General features: G+C 71.1%; 18 protein-coding genes and 2 tRNA genes. 5 read left to right on the top strand and 15 right to left on the bottom strand.

The features are described from left to right. Window positions 1-42 precede the first annotated feature (42 nt). The 6 genes from clpX to V6R91_RS21760 form a co-directional block, all read right to left on the bottom strand. Entirely contained in the window at window positions 43-1,311 is a 1,269-nt protein-coding gene (clpX, locus tag V6R91_RS21785) for an ATP-dependent Clp protease ATP-binding subunit ClpX (protein WP_336397003.1), read from the bottom strand. 187 nt (window positions 1,312-1,498) lie between these two features. Continuing rightward, window positions 1,499-2,173, bottom strand: coding sequence for an ATP-dependent Clp protease proteolytic subunit (locus tag V6R91_RS21780; protein WP_336397002.1), 675 nt, complete (start codon window positions 2,171-2,173; stop codon window positions 1,499-1,501). A gap of 31 nt (window positions 2,174-2,204) precedes the next feature. After that, on the bottom strand, window positions 2,205-2,789 hold the full coding sequence (locus tag V6R91_RS21775; RefSeq protein WP_336397001.1) for an ATP-dependent Clp protease proteolytic subunit: 585 nt from the start codon (window positions 2,787-2,789) through the stop codon (window positions 2,205-2,207). A gap of 165 nt (window positions 2,790-2,954) precedes the next feature. Further along, entirely contained in the window at window positions 2,955-4,433 is a 1,479-nt protein-coding gene (gene tig, locus V6R91_RS21770) for a trigger factor (protein WP_336397136.1), read from the bottom strand. A gap of 84 nt (window positions 4,434-4,517) precedes the next feature. Continuing rightward, window positions 4,518-4,591 (bottom strand) — tRNA-Pro (locus V6R91_RS21765). 78 nt (window positions 4,592-4,669) lie between these two features. Then, window positions 4,670-5,047 carry a nuclear transport factor 2 family protein gene (locus V6R91_RS21760; RefSeq protein ID WP_336397000.1) on the bottom strand — a complete coding sequence of 126 codons (378 nt, stop codon included), beginning with the start codon at window positions 5,045-5,047 and terminating at the stop codon, window positions 4,670-4,672. Between the two features lie 96 nt (window positions 5,048-5,143). On the opposite strand from V6R91_RS21760, the gene V6R91_RS21755 reads away from it, so the two are divergent. Both V6R91_RS21755 and V6R91_RS21750 read left to right on the top strand, forming a co-directional pair. Beyond that, a tRNA-Gly gene (locus V6R91_RS21755) sits at window positions 5,144-5,214 on the top strand. 130 nt (window positions 5,215-5,344) lie between these two features. Next, the gene (locus V6R91_RS21750; RefSeq protein ID WP_442928170.1) at window positions 5,345-6,247 is read left to right on the top strand and encodes an alpha/beta fold hydrolase; all 903 of its coding nucleotides are present in this window, start codon (window positions 5,345-5,347) and stop codon (window positions 6,245-6,247) included. A gap of 17 nt (window positions 6,248-6,264) precedes the next feature. Here V6R91_RS21750 and V6R91_RS21745 read toward each other — a convergent pair whose 3' ends face one another. Continuing rightward, on the bottom strand, window positions 6,265-6,804 hold the full coding sequence (locus tag V6R91_RS21745) for a gamma carbonic anhydrase family protein (RefSeq protein ID WP_336396998.1): 540 nt from the start codon (window positions 6,802-6,804) through the stop codon (window positions 6,265-6,267). Further along, on the bottom strand, window positions 6,801-8,948 hold the full coding sequence (locus V6R91_RS21740) for an acyltransferase family protein (RefSeq protein ID WP_336396997.1): 2,148 nt from the start codon (window positions 8,946-8,948) through the stop codon (window positions 6,801-6,803). Before V6R91_RS21740 ends, V6R91_RS21745 begins: the two co-directional genes overlap by 4 nt. A 166-nt stretch (window positions 8,949-9,114) precedes the next feature. Here V6R91_RS21740 and V6R91_RS21735 point away from each other — a divergent pair, with 166 nt between their 5' ends. After that, complete coding sequence (locus V6R91_RS21735; protein WP_336396996.1) at window positions 9,115-9,597, top strand: Dps family protein; 483 nt, start codon at window positions 9,115-9,117, stop codon at window positions 9,595-9,597. Window positions 9,598-9,645: 48 nt separating this feature from the next. On the opposite strand, the gene V6R91_RS21730 is transcribed toward V6R91_RS21735, so the two are convergent. The 7 genes from V6R91_RS21730 to V6R91_RS21700 form a co-directional block, all read right to left on the bottom strand. Then, a complete protein-coding gene (locus V6R91_RS21730) occupies window positions 9,646-10,329 on the bottom strand; it encodes a response regulator transcription factor (RefSeq protein ID WP_336396995.1) in 684 nt (227 codons plus the stop codon). After that, window positions 10,326-11,723 (bottom strand): sensor histidine kinase, encoded by a 1,398-nt coding sequence (locus tag V6R91_RS21725; RefSeq protein ID WP_336396994.1) that lies wholly within the window; start codon window positions 11,721-11,723, stop codon window positions 10,326-10,328. The genes V6R91_RS21730 and V6R91_RS21725 overlap by 4 nt, the downstream gene beginning before the upstream one ends. 109 nt (window positions 11,724-11,832) lie before the next feature. Next, window positions 11,833-13,338 (bottom strand): amidohydrolase, encoded by a 1,506-nt coding sequence (locus tag V6R91_RS21720; RefSeq protein WP_336396993.1) that lies wholly within the window; start codon window positions 13,336-13,338, stop codon window positions 11,833-11,835. Beyond that, complete coding sequence (locus V6R91_RS21715; protein WP_336396992.1) at window positions 13,335-13,976, bottom strand: FMN-binding negative transcriptional regulator; 642 nt, start codon at window positions 13,974-13,976, stop codon at window positions 13,335-13,337. The genes V6R91_RS21720 and V6R91_RS21715 overlap by 4 nt, the downstream gene beginning before the upstream one ends. 50 nt (window positions 13,977-14,026) lie before the next feature. Next, entirely contained in the window at window positions 14,027-15,025 is a 999-nt protein-coding gene (locus V6R91_RS21710; protein WP_336396991.1) for an Fpg/Nei family DNA glycosylase, read from the bottom strand. Window positions 15,026-15,029: 4 nt separating this feature from the next. Next, window positions 15,030-15,578: a ribose-5-phosphate isomerase gene (locus tag V6R91_RS21705; protein WP_336396990.1), complete on the bottom strand. Its 549-nt coding sequence runs from the start codon at window positions 15,576-15,578 to the stop codon at window positions 15,030-15,032. Between the two features lie 42 nt (window positions 15,579-15,620). Beyond that, window positions 15,621-16,820 (bottom strand): ferrochelatase, encoded by a 1,200-nt coding sequence (locus V6R91_RS21700; RefSeq protein ID WP_336396989.1) that lies wholly within the window; start codon window positions 16,818-16,820, stop codon window positions 15,621-15,623. 54 nt (window positions 16,821-16,874) lie between these two features. On the opposite strand from V6R91_RS21700, the gene V6R91_RS21695 reads away from it, so the two are divergent. Together V6R91_RS21695 and V6R91_RS21690 are read left to right on the top strand one after the other, a co-directional pair. Next, a complete protein-coding gene (locus tag V6R91_RS21695) occupies window positions 16,875-17,237 on the top strand; it encodes an ArsR/SmtB family transcription factor (protein WP_336396988.1) in 363 nt (120 codons plus the stop codon). Continuing rightward, window positions 17,234-18,931, top strand: coding sequence for a SulP family inorganic anion transporter (locus V6R91_RS21690; RefSeq protein ID WP_336396987.1), 1,698 nt, complete (start codon window positions 17,234-17,236; stop codon window positions 18,929-18,931). The genes V6R91_RS21695 and V6R91_RS21690 overlap by 4 nt, the downstream gene beginning before the upstream one ends. Window positions 18,932-19,036 lie beyond the last annotated feature (105 nt).

The raw sequence follows: 19,036 nt of genomic DNA, 5'->3' as shown, positions 1-19,036 counted from the left end.
ACGGCGTCCCTGTCAGCCCGCAGTCCCGCAGACCGGTCGCGATCAGGCGCTCTTGCGCTTCTCCCGCAGCACCAGCGTGGGGGCAGCGCCCTCGTCGACCGCGGCGCGGGTCACGACCACCTTGTCGACGTCGTCGGTGGACGGGATCTCGAACATGATCGGCCCGAGCACGTCCTCGAGGATCGCGCGGAGTCCCCGGGCACCGGTCTTGCGCGCCACGGCGAGATCTGCGATCGCCTCGAGCGCCTCGCGCTCGAACTCGAGCGAGACGCCGTCGAGCTCGAACATGCGCTGGTACTGCTTGACCAGGGCGTTCTTCGGCTCGACGAGGATCTCCATGAGGGCCTCCTGGTCGAGCGGCGAGACCGATGCGACCACAGGCAGACGCCCGATGAACTCGGGGATGAGGCCGAACTTGTGCAGGTCCTCGGGCCGCACCTCGCTGAACAGGCTGAGATCGTCGCCCTTGTCGTGGAGCGGGGCGCCGAAGCCGACGCCGTGCTTGCCCACGCGCGACGAGATGATGTCTTCCAGTCCCGCGAACGCGCCGGCCACGATGAACAGCACGTTCGTGGTGTCGATCTGGATGAACTCCTGGTGCGGGTGCTTGCGGCCGCCCTGCGGCGGAACGGACGCGACCGTGCCCTCGAGGATCTTCAGCAGCGCCTGCTGAACGCCCTCCCCCGACACGTCGCGCGTGATGGAGGGGTTCTCGGCCTTGCGGGCGATCTTGTCGACCTCGTCGATGTAGATGATGCCGGTCTCGGCGCGCTTCGTGTCGAAGTCCGCGGCCTGCAGGAGCTTGAGGAGGATGTTCTCGACGTCTTCGCCGACGTAGCCCGCCTCGGTCAGCGCAGTGGCGTCGGCGACCGCGAAGGGCACGTTCAGGCGCTTGGCGAGGGTCTGGGCGAGGTAGGTCTTGCCGCAGCCGGTGGGCCCGAGCAGCAGGATGTTGCTCTTGGCGATCTCGATCTCGTCGGCGCGCTGCTCGGCCGACTGGATGGTGCCATGCGCGCGCACGCGCTTGTAGTGGTTGTACACCGCGACCGACAGCGCCCGCTTGGCGTCGTGCTGGCCGACGACGTACTCCTCGAGGAACGCGAAGATCTCACGCGGCTTCGGCAGATCGAAGTCGGCGACCACGCCCGACGAGGACTCGGCCATGCGCTCTTCGATGATCTCGTTGCACAGTTCGACGCATTCGTCGCAGATGTAGACGCCGGGACCCGCGATCAGCTGCTGGACCTGCTTCTGGCTCTTGCCGCAGAAGGAGCACTTGAACAGGTCGGCGCTCTCACCGATGCGTGCCATGCGGCTCCTCCTCGTCACCGCCGGGGAAGCCCCCAGCTGTCTCCGAGCCTAATAGGTGGGGCCGACAAGCGGCGGCATTGCGACGCACGTTGTGGACGGCCGTGGTTCGCGCTCAGCGGACACCGGACGACGAAGCGCCCCGCCACCCGACGTGCGGATGGCGGGGCGCCCGGCGCGGAACGCAGCCCTACTTCGTGAGCGCGGCCTGCTGACCCCGCTTGCGCGTGGTGAGCACCTGGTCGACGAGGCCGTACGCGACCGACTCCTCGGCGGAGAGGATCTTGTCGCGGTCGATGTCCTTGTTGACCTCCTCGACCGACTTGTTCGAGTGCTTCGCGAGCGTCTGCTCGAGCCAGGTGCGCATGCGCATGATCTCCTGCGCCTGGATCTCGATGTCCGACGCCTGGCCGTGGCCGGCCTCGCCCATCGCGGGCTGGTGGATGAGGATGCGCGCGTTCGGCAGCGCCAGGCGCTTGCCCGGCGCGCCGGCCGCGAGCAGCACGGCCGCAGCGGACGCGGCCTGGCCGAGCACCACGGTCTGGATCTGCGGCGACACGTACTGCATGGTGTCGTAGATCGCGGTCATCGCCGTGAACGAGCCGCCGGGCGAGTTGATGTACATGATGATGTCGCGATCGGGGTCCTGGCTCTCGAGCACGAGGAGCTGGGCCATCACGTCATCGGCTGACGCGTCGTCGACCTGGACACCCAGGAAGATGACGCGGTCCTCGAAGAGCTTGTTGTACGGGTCCTGGCGCTTGTAGCCGTAGGCCGTGCGCTCCTCGAACTGCGGCAGGATGTAGCGGCTGCCGGGCATCTGGAGCCCCTGCGGGGCGCTGGGTCCGAAGGTGGGGGTCTGCATTCGGGTTCTCTCTCTTTCGCCTTCGAAGCCGTCAGTTCGCCGTGCCGCCGCCGCCGATGACATCGGTGGCGGACTCGCGGATGTGGTCGACGAAGCCGTACTCGAGCGCCTCCTCGGCCGAGAACCAGCGGTCGCGGTCGCCGTCGGCGTTGATCTGCTCGACCGACTTCCCGGTCTGCGCGGCGGTGATCTCGGCGAGGCGCTTCTTCATGTCGAGGATCAGCTGCGCCTGCGTCTGGATATCGCTGGCGGTGCCGCCGAAGCCGCCGTGCGGCTGGTGGAGCAGCACGCGGGCATTGGGGGTGATGTAGCGCTTGCCCTTGGTGCCTGCGGTGAGCAGCAGCTGGCCCATCGAGGCCGCCATGCCGATGCCGACGGTGACGATGTCGTTCGGCACGAACTGCATCGTGTCGTAGATCGCCATGCCGGCGGTGATCGAGCCACCCGGCGAGTTGATGTAGAGGTAGATGTCCTTCTCGGAGTCCTCCGCGGCGAGAAGCAGGATCTTGGCGCAGATCTCGTTGGCGTTGTCGTCACGCACCTCCGACCCCAGCCAGATGATGCGGTCCTTCAGCAGCCGGTCGAAGACGCTGGTCGCGACAAGTGGTTCGGCCATGTGTACTCCTGTTTCCTTGGGTCGCCATCGAATCTACCGGGGCGCCGCGAGCGACCCGCGCGTGTTCGCCCTGGGCAGATCGGGCGGAACGAGAAGAGGACGGATGCCGCGGCATCCGTCCTCCTCGTCACCCGGTCTCGGTGCGAGCACCGAGAGGAGCGGGCGTCACTCCTTCTCTGCGGCAGCCTTCTTGGCCGGAGCCTTCTTGGCCGGTGCCTTCTTCGCGGGAGCCTTCTCGGCGTCGGCGTCGGCCTTCTTGGCGGCGGTCTTGCGCGCGGGGGCCTTCTTGGCCGGCTTCTCGGCGGCCTCGGCGTCGGCATCCGTCGTCGCCTGCTCCTCGGCGACCTCGTCCTCGCCTTCAGCCTCGTCCTCGACGGCCACGAAGCCCGTGAGGTCCACCGGCTCGCCGTTCGTGTCGACGACCTTCACCTTGCCGAGGGCGACGGCCAGCGCCTTGTTGCGGGCGACCTCGCCGACGATGGCGGGAAGCTGGTTGCCCTCCTGCAGCGCGTTGACGAACTCCTGCGGAGCCATGCCGTACTGCGCGGCCGACTGCACGAGGTACTGCGTGAGCTCGTCCTGGGAGACCTGCACGTTGACCGTCTCGGCGATCTTGTCGAGCAGCATCTGCGTCTTGAACTGCTTCTCGCTCGCCTCGGCGACCTCGGCGCGGTGCACATCATCCTCGAGGCGGCCCTCGCCCTCGAGGTGGTTGTGCACCTCGTCCTCGATGAGCTGCGGCGGCACGGGGATCTCGACCTGCTCCAGCAGCGTCTCGATCAGCTTGTCGCGCGCGGCGGAGCCCTGCGTGAAGGCGCCCTGCTGGCCGACGCGCTCCTTGAGGCTGTCGCGCAGCTCGCCGATGGTGTCGAACTCGCTCGCGATCTGGGCGAAGTCGTCGTCCGCCTCGGGAAGCTCGCGCTCCTTGACGGCCTTGACCGTCACAGACACCTCGGCCTCCTCGCCGGCGTGGTCGCCGCCGACGAGCTTGGAGCGGAACGTGGTGTCCTCGCCCGCGGTGAGCGAGTCGATGGCCTCGTCGATGCCCTCGAGGAGCTCACCCGAGCCGACCTCGTACGACACGCCCTCGGCGCGGTCGATCTCGGCGCCGTCGATGGTCGCGACGAGGTCGAGTTCCACGAAGTCGCCGGTCGCGGCGGGGCGGTCGACGGTGACGAGCGTGCCGAAGCGGGCGCGCAGGCGGTCCAGCTCCTCGTCGACGGCGGCCTCGTCGACCTCGACCGCGTCGACCTCGACCGTCGTGCCCTCGAAGGACGGCAGCTCGAACTCGGGACGGACGTCGACCTCGACCTCGACCTCGAGGTCGCCCGAGAAGTCCTTCTCGTTCGGCCACTCGGTGACCTCGGCCGACGGCCGGCCGAGGACGCGCAGCTCGTTGGCGGCGACGGCCTCGCGGTAGAAGGTGTCCAGCCCTTCGCTGACGGCGTGCTCGAGCACGGCCACGCGGCCGATGCGCTGGTCGATGATGGGCGCCGGGACCTTGCCCTTGCGGAAGCCGGGGATCTGCACGTCCTGCGCGATGTGCTCGTACGCGTGCTTGATCGAGGGCCCCAGCTCGTCGGGGCTGACCGTGATGTGCAGCTTGACCCTGGTCGGGCTGAGCTTCTCGACGGTGCTGTTCACCATGCCTGTTACTTCTCCTCTATCGGACCGCGCGAGGACGCGGCGGGCTGAAGGTCTGGGTTCGGAAATTCCGTGGCCGTGATGTCGGGGCGACAGGATTTGAACCTGCGGCCTCCCGCTCCCAAAGCGGGCGCTCTACCAAGCTGAGCTACGCCCCGGGCGGGTTCGCACGCGTGCGCGCGCCGTTCGGCCCCGAGAAGTCTAGCCGACCGAGCCGGTCGGTTCCTGCGCAGCCCTCACATCCGCTCGACCCACTGCGCCCGCCAGTCGGGGGCAGGGAAGGGCTTCGTCCAGTACGCAGTCTCCTTCGCGATGCGGCCGTCGCGCATCTCGAACACGAACACCGTCTGGTACGGATCGCCGTCGCCGTAGTCCAGGTCGGCCTGCAGCACCCACAGGTCGCCGTCGCCCACCAGCCGGCGCGGCGAGATCGCCGGAAGCCGCGGGAACGACCCGTAGACCGCACGCCGGTTGTCCGCCCCGACGATCCGCTCCCCCGACTGCGGCCACTCCATGACGGCATCGTCGTGGAACAGATCGTCCATGCCGGCGACCACGCCCGCGTTCAACGTCGCGACGAGATCCTCGACCACCTGCCTGCCCGTGCGCTCCATCGCGGCGTCCTCTCTCGGCCGCGCGTCTGGATCGACTCGGAACGGGATGGCCGTCGCGATGTACTACGATTGGTCGGTGCCCGTCAGCGGGCGCACGGGGATGTAGCTCAATGGTAGAGCCTCAGTCTTCCAAACTGATGGTGCGGGTTCGATTCCCGTCATCCCCTCCGATGCCCCGAGCGGTCGGCCGACAGCCTGCCGTGCTCGGGGCTTCTGCATTCACGCGATCTGCGCTATCGCGGGCGTCCCGCCCAAGGGCAGACTGGCATGAGCACCGTTCCCCGCTCAGGAGGCGCGATGGGCAACCGCAGGCCGACGCCACAGTGGCCGCAGGCGCGCAAGCTCCCCCGCCGGCCCGCGTCGACGCTCGCCGAGCGGTGGACGCGGATCGACGACGTCGACGTGTTCTACCGCGAGTCGCCGCATGCACCGCCGGATGCCCGGGTGATGGCGCACATCCACGGCTTCGGTCTCTCGGGGCGCTACCTACTCCCGACGGCGGAGCGGCTCGCGGACGAGTTCCACACGTACGTCCCCGACCTGCCGGGGTTCGGGCGCAGCGGCAAGCGGCGGGACATGCTCGACATCCCCGATCTCGCGCGCGTCGCCGTCGACTTCCTCGATGATCGCGGCGTCCGGAAGGCCACGCTGGTCGGCAACTCGATGGGCTGCCCCGTGATCATCGAGTGTGCGCACCGCTACCCCGAGCGTGTCGACCGCGCGGTGCTGGTGTCCCCCGCCGGCGGACTGTTCAATCAGCCGCTGCGCCGTGCCATCCGGCAGCTGTCGGCCGACGCGCCGCGCGAGCCGACCCGCATGGCGCGGGTCGCCGTGCCGGACTACGTGCGCTTCGGCGTGCCCAGCACGATGCGCATGTTCCGCGCGCTCACGCAGTACCCGTCGCTCGAGCGCCTGCTCGAGCTCCGCATCCCGACGCTGGTCGTGCTCGGTCAGCGCGACCCGCTGCTGCCCCACGCGCATCGCATCGACGAGATCGCGAGCCAGACCGACAGTCACGTCCTCATCGTGCTGCTGGAGGGGGCGGCGCACGCGATCAACTTCAGCCACCCCGGCCAGCTCGCCCACGTGATCCGCCTCTTCATGGACGACCTCCCGATCGAGAACGACCCGGAATGGCCGGGACACGTGCGGCTGTACGAGGTGCACCGCGGCACGCACCACCCGCCGGCGAAGAGCTGAGCCGTCGCCTCGACCCGTCAGCCGACGGGGGTCGCGTCGCGATGCTCCTCCACGTGGGCGAGGTAGTGCTCGGCGTTGCGCAGCAGTCCGGCGCGCTCCTCGGCGGTGAGCGCGCGGCGCACCTTCGCCGGCACGCCGGCCACGAGCGAGCCGTCGGGGATCTCGGAGCCCTCCAGCACGACGGCGCCGCCGGCGACGAGGCATCCGTCGCCGATCCTCGCGCCGTTGAGGACGACGGCGCCCATCCCGATCAGCGAGCCGTCGCCGATCGTGCAGCCGTGGACGACGGCGTTGTGGCCGACCGAGACGTTCTCGCCGATCACGACGGGCCTGCCGGCGTCGACGTGGACCGACACGTTGTCCTGCAGGTTGCTGTTGCGCCCGACCGTGATGGTGTCGCCGTCGGCGCGGAGGACCGCGTTGTACCAGACGCTCGCGCCCTCGGCGAGGGTGACTCCCCCGACGACGCGTGCACCGGCGGCGACGAAGGCGGTGGGGTGCAGGTCGGGCGTCCTGCCCGCGGCAGAGAGGACTGATGCTCCGGGTGCGACCGTCATGATCCGACCCTATTGGCCAGTGCCGTCTGGATAGCCTCGGTGTACCAGGGCGCGAGGGTGTCGGCGAAGGTCACCGTGAGGTGATCCTGGTCCCGGTAGACGTTCGCACCGCCGACGACCGGTGCACAGGTTTCCGACGCGCAGAAGACGTCGGTGAAGTCGAGCAGCGTGACCGCGTCGAGGCCGGATGCCGCGTCGCGGAGCGGATCGTCGGCCACCAGCACGTCCGATCGGGCGGCGTCGCACTCGGACGTGTCGCGGGTGCGCAGGCACTTGTTCGGATCCGTCTCCCACACCGGGTTGTCGACGACGGTGATGACGGGGATGCCGCGCTCCGTCACTGTGCTCCACGCGTCGCGGTAGCCCGCGACGGCCGCGTCGTGGGCCGAGTCGAAGCCGGCCGGCGAATACGGGGTCGTCGCGATGGCCGCGGTGAAGACGGCGTCGAGGTCTGCGTCGTCGATCGCCCGCTGGACGCGCTCCCGCCATTCGGTGCACGCGGCGCCGAAGGCGCCGGGGGTCGAAAGCGGGGTCGCATTCCACGGGCACGCGCCCTTGAACCACGTCACGAGCTGCCAGCCGTTGTCCTGCGCCATGCGCTGGAAGGTCGAGAGCAGCTGGTAGGCGTGGCTGTCGCCGATGAGGGCGACGCGCGGCGCGTCCGGATCGTCCGAGCCGAACGTGCACGACACCGGGCGCGAGTCGGTGAGCTGCACGAAGCACTGCTCGTCGGCCGGCCGGTCGATGCCCGCGAAGCCGGGTGCCGGCAGGATCGTGTCGCCGAACGCGGCGTCCGCGCACGAGGGATCGAGGACGGATGCCGCACCGAAGCACTCCGGCGGATTCTGCTGCAGCTCGGCGATGTCGCGCGTGCCCCGTTCGTACAGCGGTGCGTTCGCGAACCACGCGGTGCCCGCGACCAGGGCGACGACGACCATGCCGGCCAGCGACGACCACAGCGTCACCCGCGCCGGACGCCGCGTGAGCACCTTCCAGCCGCGGACCGGATCCTCGACGAACCGCTTCGTGAGCCACGCGAGCACGAAGCACAGCACCAGCAGCGACACGCGGTGGTAGATCGTCAGTCCCCAGAACGGCACCGACGGCGCGATGACGATGAGCGGCCAGTGCCACAGGTACAGCGAGTACGAGATGTCGCCGACGAACTGAGCGGGACGGATCGAGAGGATCCTCGTCGGATACCACCAGCGGTCGGTGTTGGACGCGGCGATGACGGCCGCAGCGCCGAGCGTGGGAACAGCGGCCATATAGCCGGGGAAGGGCGTCTGCCCGTCGAATGTGAAGGTCGCGTAGAGGAGCGCGGCGATGCCCGCCCAGCCCAGCAGGAAGCTCCCGACGGCGTGGCGCACGCGCAGCAGCGGGACGAGGGCGATGAGCGCGCCGACGCCGAACTGCCACATGCGGCCGAACGTCACGAAGTAGGCAGGTGCGGGGTCGGTGATCGTGAAGACGACGCAGAACACGAACGAGACGGCCGTCACGAGCCCGAGCGCCACGATGATCGCCCGCCGACGCGCGCCGCGGAACCACTTCACCGCGACCCAGGCGGCCAGCAGCATGATGAGCGGCCACATCACGTAGAACTGCTCTTCCAGCGACAGCGACCAGTAGTGCTGGACCGTCGTCGGCTCGCCGCCGTGGTTGAGATAGTCGGCGGAGTTGAGCGCCAGGTACCAGTTCTCGACGTAGAACGTCGACGCCAGGATCTCTCGCACCTCGTTCGGCAGCGCCGACGTGGGCATGAGGTACGGCGACATCACCACGACGGCGCAGAACAGCAGCACCAGGAGCGATGCGGGGAGCAGGCGTCTTGCGCGGCGGGCCCAGAACTGGCCGAGACGGACGGTGCCGGTCGCCGTGAGCTCCCGCATCAAGTGGGACGTGATGAGGAAGCCCGAGATGACGAAGAAGATGTCGACGCCGATGTAGCCGCCGGTGACACGGCCGGGCCAGAAGTGGTAGAGCACGACGCAGAGCACGGCGATCGCGCGAAGACCCTGCACGTGCGGCAGGAAGCGCGACGGCTCCGCGTGCTCCGGGGAGCGGTCGCGCGGCTCGCGCGTCACGGTCTTGGCGGGATCGCCCAGATGCTGCGGTCCGAGGTCGTGATCGGCGGAAGGCACGAATCGACGTTAGCCGCTGTGGTCGCCGCACCCGAACCGACGGGCCCGGAGGCAGCTGTTTAGCCCAGCCTTCACTTGCTTGCGGAATGACTCCCGCTGAGTACCGTTGCAGTCATTGGAGGCCGATCGCCCAGCTGAGCGACCCTCCGAACGATGGAGGCCAGACATGTCGAACACCCAGACCACCCCCGCCACCGCTGCAAACCCCGACGTCGCCGCCGCGACCGCGCAGTTCCTCGCTCCCGTCGTACTGGGGCTGCAGGCGCTCGCCGTCAACGGCAAGCAGGCGCACTGGAATGTGCGCGGCGCGAACTTCATCGCGATCCACGAGCTGCTCGACTCCGTGGTCGCCCACGCGCAGGACGGCGCCGACCAGGCCGCCGAGCGGATCGTCGCCCTGGGGCTGCCGATCGACGCGCGGGTCGCCACGGTGGCGCAGAAGACCGCCAGCGCGGTGCCGGCGGGCTTCACGCAGTGGGAGGCGCTCATCCGCAACGTCATCACCGACATGGATGCCGTCATCGCCGACGTCCAGGCGGCGATCGACGGCCTGGACGAGTTCGACCTCACGAGCCAGGACATCGCGATCGGCATCAAGGAGTCGCTCGAGAAGGACCGCTGGTTCCTCTTCGCGCACCTCGCCGAGTGACGCCGGACCTGTGACGAGAGCCCTCGGGGATCCCGGGGGCTCTCGTCGTCAGGGGCTCTGCAGGAACGCGAGGACGGCGAGCACCCGCCGGTGCTCGGTGCCCGATTCCTCCAGGCCGAGCTTGGCGAAGATCGCGCTGATGTTCTTCTCGACAGCGCCCACCCCGATGAACAGACGCTCGGCGATGCTCCCGTTGCTGCGTCCCTCGGCCATCAGCGTCAGCACGTCCCGCTCCCGCGGCGTGAGGCTCGAGAGCGGGTCGGGACGCGCGGACAGCAGAGCCTGTACGACGACCGGATCCAGCACGGTGCCCCGCTCCCGCACGCGCCGCACGGCGTCGGTGAACTCCTCGAGCGAGGTCACCCGGTCTTTGAGCAGGTAGCCGACGCCCCCTTCGCCGCCGGCCAGCAGCTCGCGGGCATACACCGCCTCGACGTATTGACTGAGCACCAGGATGCCGACTCCGGGAAGCGCCGCCCGCACGTCGAGCGCAGCCCGGATGCCCTCGTCGCGGAACCCCGGCGGCAGGCGCACGTCGAGGATCGCGACATCCGCCTGCGCGTCGCGCACACGCGCCACCACATCCTGCGCGTCGCCCCATGCCCCGGCGGTGAGGTAGCCGGCCTCGTCGAAGAGTCTCACCAGGCCCTCGGCCAGGAGGAGCGAATCCTCGAACAGCACGACGCGGAGCGGGCCGGAGGCGCCCGTCGCCTCAGAGGCCGAAGCGGTCACGGCGTGCCCGCCAGGGGGACGTGGGCGCCGACCGATGTCGGCCCGCCGATAGGGCTCCGAACGTCCAGCACGCCCCGCAGGCCCGCGACGCGCTCACGAAGACCTTCCAGGCCGTGGCCCGGCGTGACCACTGCGCCCCCGCGCCCGTTGTCGACCACCCAGACGTCCAGGTGCGTCGCAGCACCGCCCGCCGCGCGCCGCAGCGACGCCTGCAGGGTCGCGGCGGTGGCGCCGGAGTGCTTGACGGCGTTCGTCATCAGCTCGGCCACCACGAAGTAGACGCCTCGTGCCGTCTCCTGGCTCACCGCCCGGTCGATGGCGGGGTCGACGTCGACCTGGACGGCCAGCGGCGAACCCGCGGCGAGGGCGTCGAGCGCCGCGGCGAGTCCGCGATCCTGCAGCAGCGGCGGGGCGACGCCGCTGGACAGGGCGCGCAGTTCGTCCAGTGCCGCCTGCGCGTGCCCCCGTGCCTCGCGCGCGAGGTCGGCCGCGGCATCCGCGTCTCCCGCCTCGGCGCGGCGCTCGAGGGCCGCGAGATCCATCTGCAGTCGGACGAGGCGCTGTTGCGGCCCGTCGTGGATGTCGCGCTCGAGGCGGCGCAGCCCGAGATCCTCGGCGTGCACCGCGGCGCCTCGCGCAGCCGCTTCGGCGCGCACCTCCGCGGCGAGATCGTCGGAGTCCCAGCGGCCGAGCATGCCCGCGGCCACGGCGTGGTGCCCGCGGGCCAGGCCTCCCAGCACCCACGGCATCGTGGCCGTGAACACGACGCCGGCGATGAGATACAGCGTCACCTCCAGGACCCAGCTCGACCAGCCGCCGAACAGCCCAGGCAGGTAGTCGGCGACGTACTGCCCCCACTGGCCCGACCTGTCTTCGCGCGGCAGGAACAGCCTCCAGAACCAGTACGTGAGGCCGCCGAGCCCCACGCTGAGCCACACGGTGGTCAGCGCGAACGACACGATGCTGATGATCGGGCTGACGACCATGCCGTGCACGAGGTACACCCAGTAGTGCGCGTTGCGGAGCGGACGTGTGAGCGTCATCCAGAAACCGGTCGCATCGGTCCTGTCGCGGTTCCACTCGGGCTCTGCGATCGCGGGCAGACCCGTGAGGCGGAGCAGGAAGCGGTCGGCGACGCCGAAGCCGCGCGCGATGAGAAGGGCGAGCACGGCCAGCGGCAGTCCGACGACGAGGATCAGGAGGCCGACGCTCGTCGAGAAGAGCACCGCGAGGATGCTGAGCGAGAGCATGGCGAGGACGAAGACCACGAGCAGGTACAGCGCGCTGCCCGGCGTCCGCGCCCACGCGCGGCCGTAGGACGCCCAGAAGCCGCTGCCGACCGCCGTCGCGGCCGGCGGCTGCAACGGCGCGGATTCAGTGATCGTGGTGCTCATGGGCGTCTCCCTCGGAAGTCATGATCCCAGCCTCCCGGCGCGGCCGGCGCTGCGGCATCCGACATCCACCCGAAGACGTACGGGGGAAGACCCCCGATGAGTGCCCGCGTCACGCGATGTGCGTGAGGCGCCCGCCGACCGCCGTCGCGGCGACCCGCATGCCGCGCAGCTGCGCCTCGTCGGCCGTCAGAGGGTCGCGCTCGCAGATCGCGAGGTCCGCGACGTCGCCCGGGGCGATGCGGGCGGGTTCGGCGGATCCGCCGCGGGTCGAGGCACCGAGCGCCGTCGCGGCGTCGATCCGCTGCTGCGGCTGCCACGGGTCCCGACCGTCGCGCGTCCGGAAGACCGCCGCCGCCATCGCCGCCCAGGGGTCGAGCGGCGACACCGGGGCATCCGATCCGAACAGCAGGTTCGCTCCCGATTCGTGCAGCGCCCGCAGCGGATAGGGCTGCGCGGTCTGGCCGGCCCACAGGGTGTCGGTGAGATCGCGGTCGTCGAGGGCGTGAACGGGCTGGACGCTGGCGCCGACGCCCAGGCGGGCGAAGCGCGGGAGGTCGGCGTGCGCGACCAGCTGCGCGTGCTCGACCGTGCCCCAGGCGCCGGTCGCCGCGAATGCGTCCAGGGCGCGCGCGTTCGCGACGTCGCCGATCGCGTGGATGGCGGAGGCGATGCCGGCGGCGGTGGCGCGGCTCATCAGATCGACCAGCGTCGCGAGATCGACGGTGAGGAGACCGTGATCGTGCGGATCGCCCGGATAGGCGTGGGAGCACGCGGCCGTCCGGGTGCCGAGGGATCCGTCGGTGATCACCTTGAGAGGACCCACGCGGACCAGATCGGATGCCGCGCCCCGCGCGGCATCGCCGGTCCGCAGCCCCTCGGCGACGGCCCGGTCGAGGAACTCCGGGTAGATGCCGAACGCGACGCGCAGCGCGTCGAACCCACCGGCCAGGCGACGCACCCACGCGTCCTCGTTCCACGCCATGTCGAGGTCGACGAGCCCGACGACGCCGCGCGCGGCGGCATCCTGCGCCATCCGCGCGACGAGAGGATCGGACACCGACGCGTCGACGGCGTTGAGGCGCCGCGAGATCTCGAATGCGGGCTCCTCGCGCAGGATGCCGACGCCGTCCGGCTCGAAGCCCTCACGGCGCAGCGCGGCGGAGTTGAGCCACACGCTGTGCACGTCGGCGTTGACGAGGTAGGTCGGCACGTCGCCGGTCGCGGCGTCGAGCACGGCCAGATCCGGGGCGTCCGGCCAGAACGCGTCGCGGAAGCCGCCGCCCACCCGGCGTCCGTCCGGGAGGACGTCTGCGGCGCTCATGAGCGAGGCAGCCTCGGCGGCGGATGCCGCGTCGCCGAGAGCAGCGCGCTGCGCCGACAGCGCCCACTGCACCGTGTGGACGTGGTGGTCCCACAGCCCCGGGACGACGAACCCACCGTCGGCGTCGAGCACCGGGCCGCGGCGGGGCAGGGCGCCGGCGGGGGCGATGTCGGCCACCACGCCGTCGGCGAGGTGGACGTCGACGGGCTCGTCGCCGAACGGATCGGTGCGGTCGGCGCCGGTGAGCCGGGCATTCGCGATGACATGGGGAACGTCGCCGCGGCCCGCCGTCACCGGGCGGCCTTACGGGTCTCGAGGTCGCGGCGCATCTCGCCCGGCAGCCGCGGGTCGGCGTAGGGGCCGCCACCGGCTTCGAGCTGCGTGATGATGTTCTCGACGGTCTCGTCGGGGCGGTTCTGGCTCAGCTTGCGCTTGCCGACGACCCGCGTGGGCGTGAGCCGGAATCCGACGGTGCCCCGCTCGAGACGGCGCACGTAGTCGGGGTCGTTCGGCGGCGCCCACATCATCCGAGGCTGCGGCATCCCGCTCTCGAATCGCGCGACGAGCCGCTCGAGCACCTGGAGGTTCTCCTCCGCGGTGAGCAGCTCCGGGATGCCGCTCAGATGCGCCGAGACGAAGTTCCAGGTCGGGACGCTCGGAGTGTCGCCGTACCACCCGGGCGAGACGTAGCCGTGAGGCCCCTGGACCACCACGAGCAGCTCACGGTCCCCGAGACCGTGGACGAGATCGTCCGGCTTGCCCACGTGACCGACGATCGTGAGGTCGTCCCGCCCGGCATCGAGCAGGACCGCGTAGTGGGAGGCGACGAGCCCCCCGTCGGCGGCGCTCACGATCGTGACCCACGGGTTGTGCTCGATGAGCCGGCGGATCTCGCCCACATCCGTCATCGCGAAGCTCGGGTTCTGACGCATGGCTCCAGCCTATGGGCGCGCTCGCGGCGCGACGCCCGACGCCGTGGCGGTCAGCGCTGGCAGGACGGGCACCAGTAGAGCTTGCGGCCGGCGGCCTCCTCGACCACGATCGCCGTGCCGCAGACGCGGCACGGCAGACCCGCGCGGTGGTACACCCAGTGGCGGTCGTCGCGGCTGGCCATCGCCCTGCGATAGGCGTGCTCGTCGAGGTCGTCCATCGTCATCATCTGACCGGTCTCCACGCCGATCGCGAGCAGCCGCACCCAGTCCTGCCAGATGGCGCGCACGATCTCCTCCGGCACGTCGCGGCCCGGTGTGTGCGGGTTCTGACGCGCACGGAAGAGCAGCTCGGCGCGATAGACGTTGCCGATCCCGCTCACGACGCCCTGATCCATCAGGAGCAGCCCGATCGCGGTCGGCTTGCGACGCACGACCGAGGTGAACCGCTCCTCCCCCTCGGCGACGTCGTCCACCAGCGGGTCGGGTCCGAGCTTGGCGATCGTGGTGGCGACCTCGTCGGGTGTCTGCAACTCGCAGGCGGTGGGGCCGCGAAGGTCGGCGCAGGTGACGTCGGTCAGCAGGCGGAGCCGCACCTGCCCCACGACGGGCGGCGGCCAGCTGTCGCCCTCGTCGGCCAGCCCGGTGGTCTGCTCCGACATGCGCACGTGCACGCGCGTGCGGCGGGGCGCTCCGATCGACGTCAGCGAGTTCTCGCCCGCGGCGTCGAGGATCGGCTCGCCGACGTCGGTGCCGCGCTGGTTGGTCTGCCCCATGCGGCCGTTCGCGGAGGCGATGGTCGGGTCGACGAGGATCTCGCCCGCGAAGTCCCACGCGCCGTACATGCCCAGATGCACGCGAAGCCACAGGTCGTCGTCGAACTCGAGGAACATCTGCTTGCCGACGGCCCGCACCGAGGTCGCCGTGCGGCCGTCGAGGACTGCGGCCCCCTCGACGAAGCGACCCTGCGGGCTGGAGGCCTGCACGGGCCGGCCGACGACGTTGCGATCGAACTGACGAGCGATGCGGTGGACGGAATGGCCCTCGGGCATCGGGTCAGCCGGCTTCGGGGTCGAACGAGCTGTCGTCGGCGGCCAGGACGTCGGGCTGTCCGGGTGCGGTGGCGCGCGGATCCGGCTCGAGCGCGCCGTCCTGCTCGTAGGCCGCGAGCTGGGCGATCCGCCGCGCGTGGCGCTCCTCGCCCGAGAACGGGGTCGCGATGAATCGGTCGATGAACGACGCCGCCTCGGCGAAGGTGTGCTGGCGGGCGCCGATCGCGATGACATTGGCGTCGTTGTGCTCACGAGCGAGTTCGGCCGTCGCGACGCTCCACACGAGGGCGGCGCGCACCCCCACGACCTTGTTGGCGGCGATCTGCTCGCCGTTGCCGGACCCGCCGAACACGACGCCGAGGGACTCGATGCCGTCTGCCTGGTCGCGCACGACCGCCTGGGCGGCGCGGATGCAGAACGCCGGGTAGTCGTCGAGCGGGTCGTACTCGATGGGGCCGTGGTCGACGACCTCGTGACCGGCGGCGGCGAGGTGGTGCTGGAGCTGCGTCGAGAACTCGAGGCCGGCGTGGTCGGTCGCGATGTGGATGCGCATGGGCTCCATCCTAGAGAGCCACGCGAGGCGGGAAGACGCGCCTCAGGGGGCGATGCCCGCCGCGGCGGGCTTGAAGCCGGCCCGGACGTTCTCGCAGCACGCGGGCCGGCACACGTCGAACCACGGGCCGAGGTCGGTGCGGTGCGCGCGGGCGGTCGCGGGGGTTCCCTGGAGCCGCTCCTCCACGAGGTCGATCAGCCCCGACACGAAGACGGGGTCCACTCCCGGAGTCGGCGTGCGCACGGCGCGGATGCCCGCCTCGGCGGCGGCCTCCATCGCCTCGGTGTCGAGGTCCCAGAGCACCTCCATGTGGTCGCTCATGAAGCCCAGCGGCACGATCGCCACGGCCTCGATGCCCGCCGCGGGCAGACCGGAGATCACGTCGTTGACGTCGGGCTCGAGCCACGGCTGCGTGGGCGGGCCGGAGCGCGACTGGTACACCAGCTCCCACCCGATGCGCTCGGCGCCCGGCACTTCGGCGGCGACCGCCGCCATGACGACCTCCGCCACCGCCAGGTGCTGGGCGGCGTACGCGCCGCCCTCCCCCAGGTCGCGGTGCCGCTCGTCTCCCGCGCGGGGGCCGGAGCGCTCGGCATCCGCCGTCGGGATGCTGTGGGTCGAGAACAGCACGCGGACCGTCTCCGGCGCGTGGCCGTCGGAGAGGAAGGCGGCGACCGCGTCGCGCACGCCGTCGATGAACGGCTGCACGAAGCCGGGGTGGTCGAAGAACTGACGCACCTTGTCGATCGTGACCGTGTCCGCCAGCTGGGTCTCGGTCAGCACGCGCGCGAAGTCCTCGCGGTACTGCCGGCAGCTCGAGAACGAGGAATAGGCGCTGGTGGCGAGCCCGAGGAGGCGCGTGTGACCGGCGGCCGCGGCATCCGTCACCGCCTCGGCCAGATAGGGCGACCAGTTGCGATTGCCCCAGTACACCGGAAGGTCGATGCCGCGGCGGGCGAGCTCCGCCTCGAGCGCCGCCTTGAGCGCGCGGTTCTGCGCGTTGATCGGGCTCACCCCGCCGAAATGGCGGTAGTGGTGCGCGACCTCCTCGAGGCGCTCGTCGGGGATGCCGCGCCCCCGTGTGACATTGCGCAGGAACGGGATGACGTCGTCCTGGCCCTCGGGGCCGCCGAACCCCGCAAGGAGAAGGGCGTCGTACGCGACCGGCTGCTCCACCCACGGGGCGCCCGGCGCAGCGGCGGGAGAGGCGAACGGGACCACGTGCTGCTCGGAGGACGTCACCCGTCCATCCTGACACCGCGGGCGCGGCCCCCAGCGCGATATGATGAATTCATCATGCCGCTAACACGTCAGCAGCGTCCGCTCTACGAGGTCAAGGCGGGCCTGTTCAAAGGCCTGTCCCATCCGCTGCGCATCCGCATCCTCGAGATCCTGTCCGCCGCCGACGAGGTGGGGGTCGCCGAGCTCCAGACCGAGACCGGGCTGGAGCCGTCGCACCTCTCGCAGCACCTCGCCGTGCTGCGACGCCACCGTCTGGTGGACTCCGAGCGCCGCGCGAGCCGCGTGTACTACCGGCTCGCCGACGACAAGGTGGCCGACCTGCTCGCGGTCGCCCGTGCGCTCCTCCTGGACGTGCTGGCGTCCGAGCGCGACCTCCTCGCCGACGCCGGCTCGCTTCCGACCCTCCCCGCCCGATGAGCGGGGCGGATGCCGCGACGCCGGCGCGCCCACGCCGGCGGGCAGGTGCCGTCCTCCGGGCGCTCCTGCCGTCCGCCGCGGACTACCGCGGGCTGAGGCGGAGCTGGCGCGCGGACCTCGTCGCGGGGGTCACCGTCGGCATCGTGGCGCTGCCGCTGGCACTCGGGTTCGGGGTGAGCGCGGGCCTGACGGCGGAGGCCGGCCTCGTGACGGCCATCGTGGCGGGCGTCCTGGCCGCGGTGTTCGGCGGCTCGAACGTGCAGGTCTCGGGGCCGACCGGAGCCATGGTGGTCGTGCTCGTGCCGATCGTGGCCGCACACGGACCGGCGGCCGTGGCCGCCGTCAGTGTGATGGCGGGCGTCCTGGTCCTCCTCGCCGGCGTGCTGCGGCTCGGGCGCGCGGTGTCGTTCATCCCGTGGCCGGTCATCGAGGGGTTCACCCTGGGCATCGCGGTGATCATCTTCCTGCAGCAGGTGCCGCTCCTCGTCTCGGCCGCGCCGGCAGGGGCGGGCGAGCACAGTGCCAACGCGGTCGCCGCCGCCGTCGAGGCGGTCGCGGCGGCGGACTGGGCGTACGTCCCGTGGGCGCTCGGCGCGGCCGGCCTGGTGATCACGTGCATGATCGCCGCTCCCCGCGTGCACCCCGCCATCCCCGGCTCGCTCGTCGGCATCGTGATCGTCACGGTCCTCACCGTGCTGCTGCCGACACCGCTCGCCGCCATCGGCGCTCTCCCCGCATCGCTTCCCGCCCCGGCGCTGCCCTCCCTCGACCCCGCAGTGCTCGGCGACCTCGTGGCCCCCGCCGTGACAGTGGCCGCCCTCGCGGCGATCGAATCCCTGCTCTCGGCCCGCGTGGCCGCCTCCCTCGCCGACACCGGCGCCTACGACCCGGACCGGGAGCTCGTGGGCCAGGGCATCGCCTCGCTGGGGTCGGGCCTGTTCGGGGGCATGCCCGCCACCGGTGCGATCGCCCGCACGGCCGTCAACGTGCGCTCGGGCGGCCGGACCCGGCTGGCCTCGCTCGTGCACGCCGTCGTGCTCCTGGGCGTGGTCCTCGTCGCGGCAGGACCGGTCGGCGCGATCCCGCTCGCCGCCCTCGCGGGCGTGCTCATGCTGACGGCGGTGCGCATGGTGCACGCGGGGACGGTGCGTGCGATCCTGCGCTCGACGCGCTCCGACGCGCTCGCCTTCGGGATCACCGCGCTCGTGACGGTGTCGTTCGACCTCATCGTCGCCGTCGCGATCGGCGTGGTGTGCGCGGGCGTCTTCGCGCTGCGCTCCCTGTCCCGCTCGGCGTCGGCGCACCGGGAGCCGCCGCCGGGCGAGCCGATGCCGGAGGACGAGCACATCGCCGTGGTGCGGCTGGACGGACCGCTCTTCTTCGCCACGGCGGACCGCGTCTCGGCGGCGATCACGGGCCTCAGCGGGATATCCGTCGTGATCCTGCGGATGTCCAGACTTGAGCTGGTCGATGCGACAGGCGCGCGTGTGCTGACCGAGATCGTGCAGACGCTCGAGCGCCGCGGCGTCACCGTGCTGATCAAGGGCGTGCAGCCCGGCCACGAGGAACTGTTCCGCACCGTGGGCGTGCTGGCCTCGCTCCGCCACCAGAACCACCTGTTCACGCAGCTCGAATCCGCGCTGGAGCACGCGCGCAGCCACGTGCGACGGCGATCAGGCGCGCACACCGCGTAGGCTGGACCGGTTGTCGCCGGCGCCAGCAGCGCTGGCGGCGTCCGCCGGACCGTGTGTCCGCACAACGGGCCCAAGACATCATCCGTCATCCTCACCCACGGGAGC

Source organism: Microbacterium sp. CCNWLW41 (assembly GCF_037083505.1).
The sequence above is the reverse complement of the archived record's forward strand: the minus strand, read 5'-3'. Positions and strand labels throughout refer to the sequence as shown.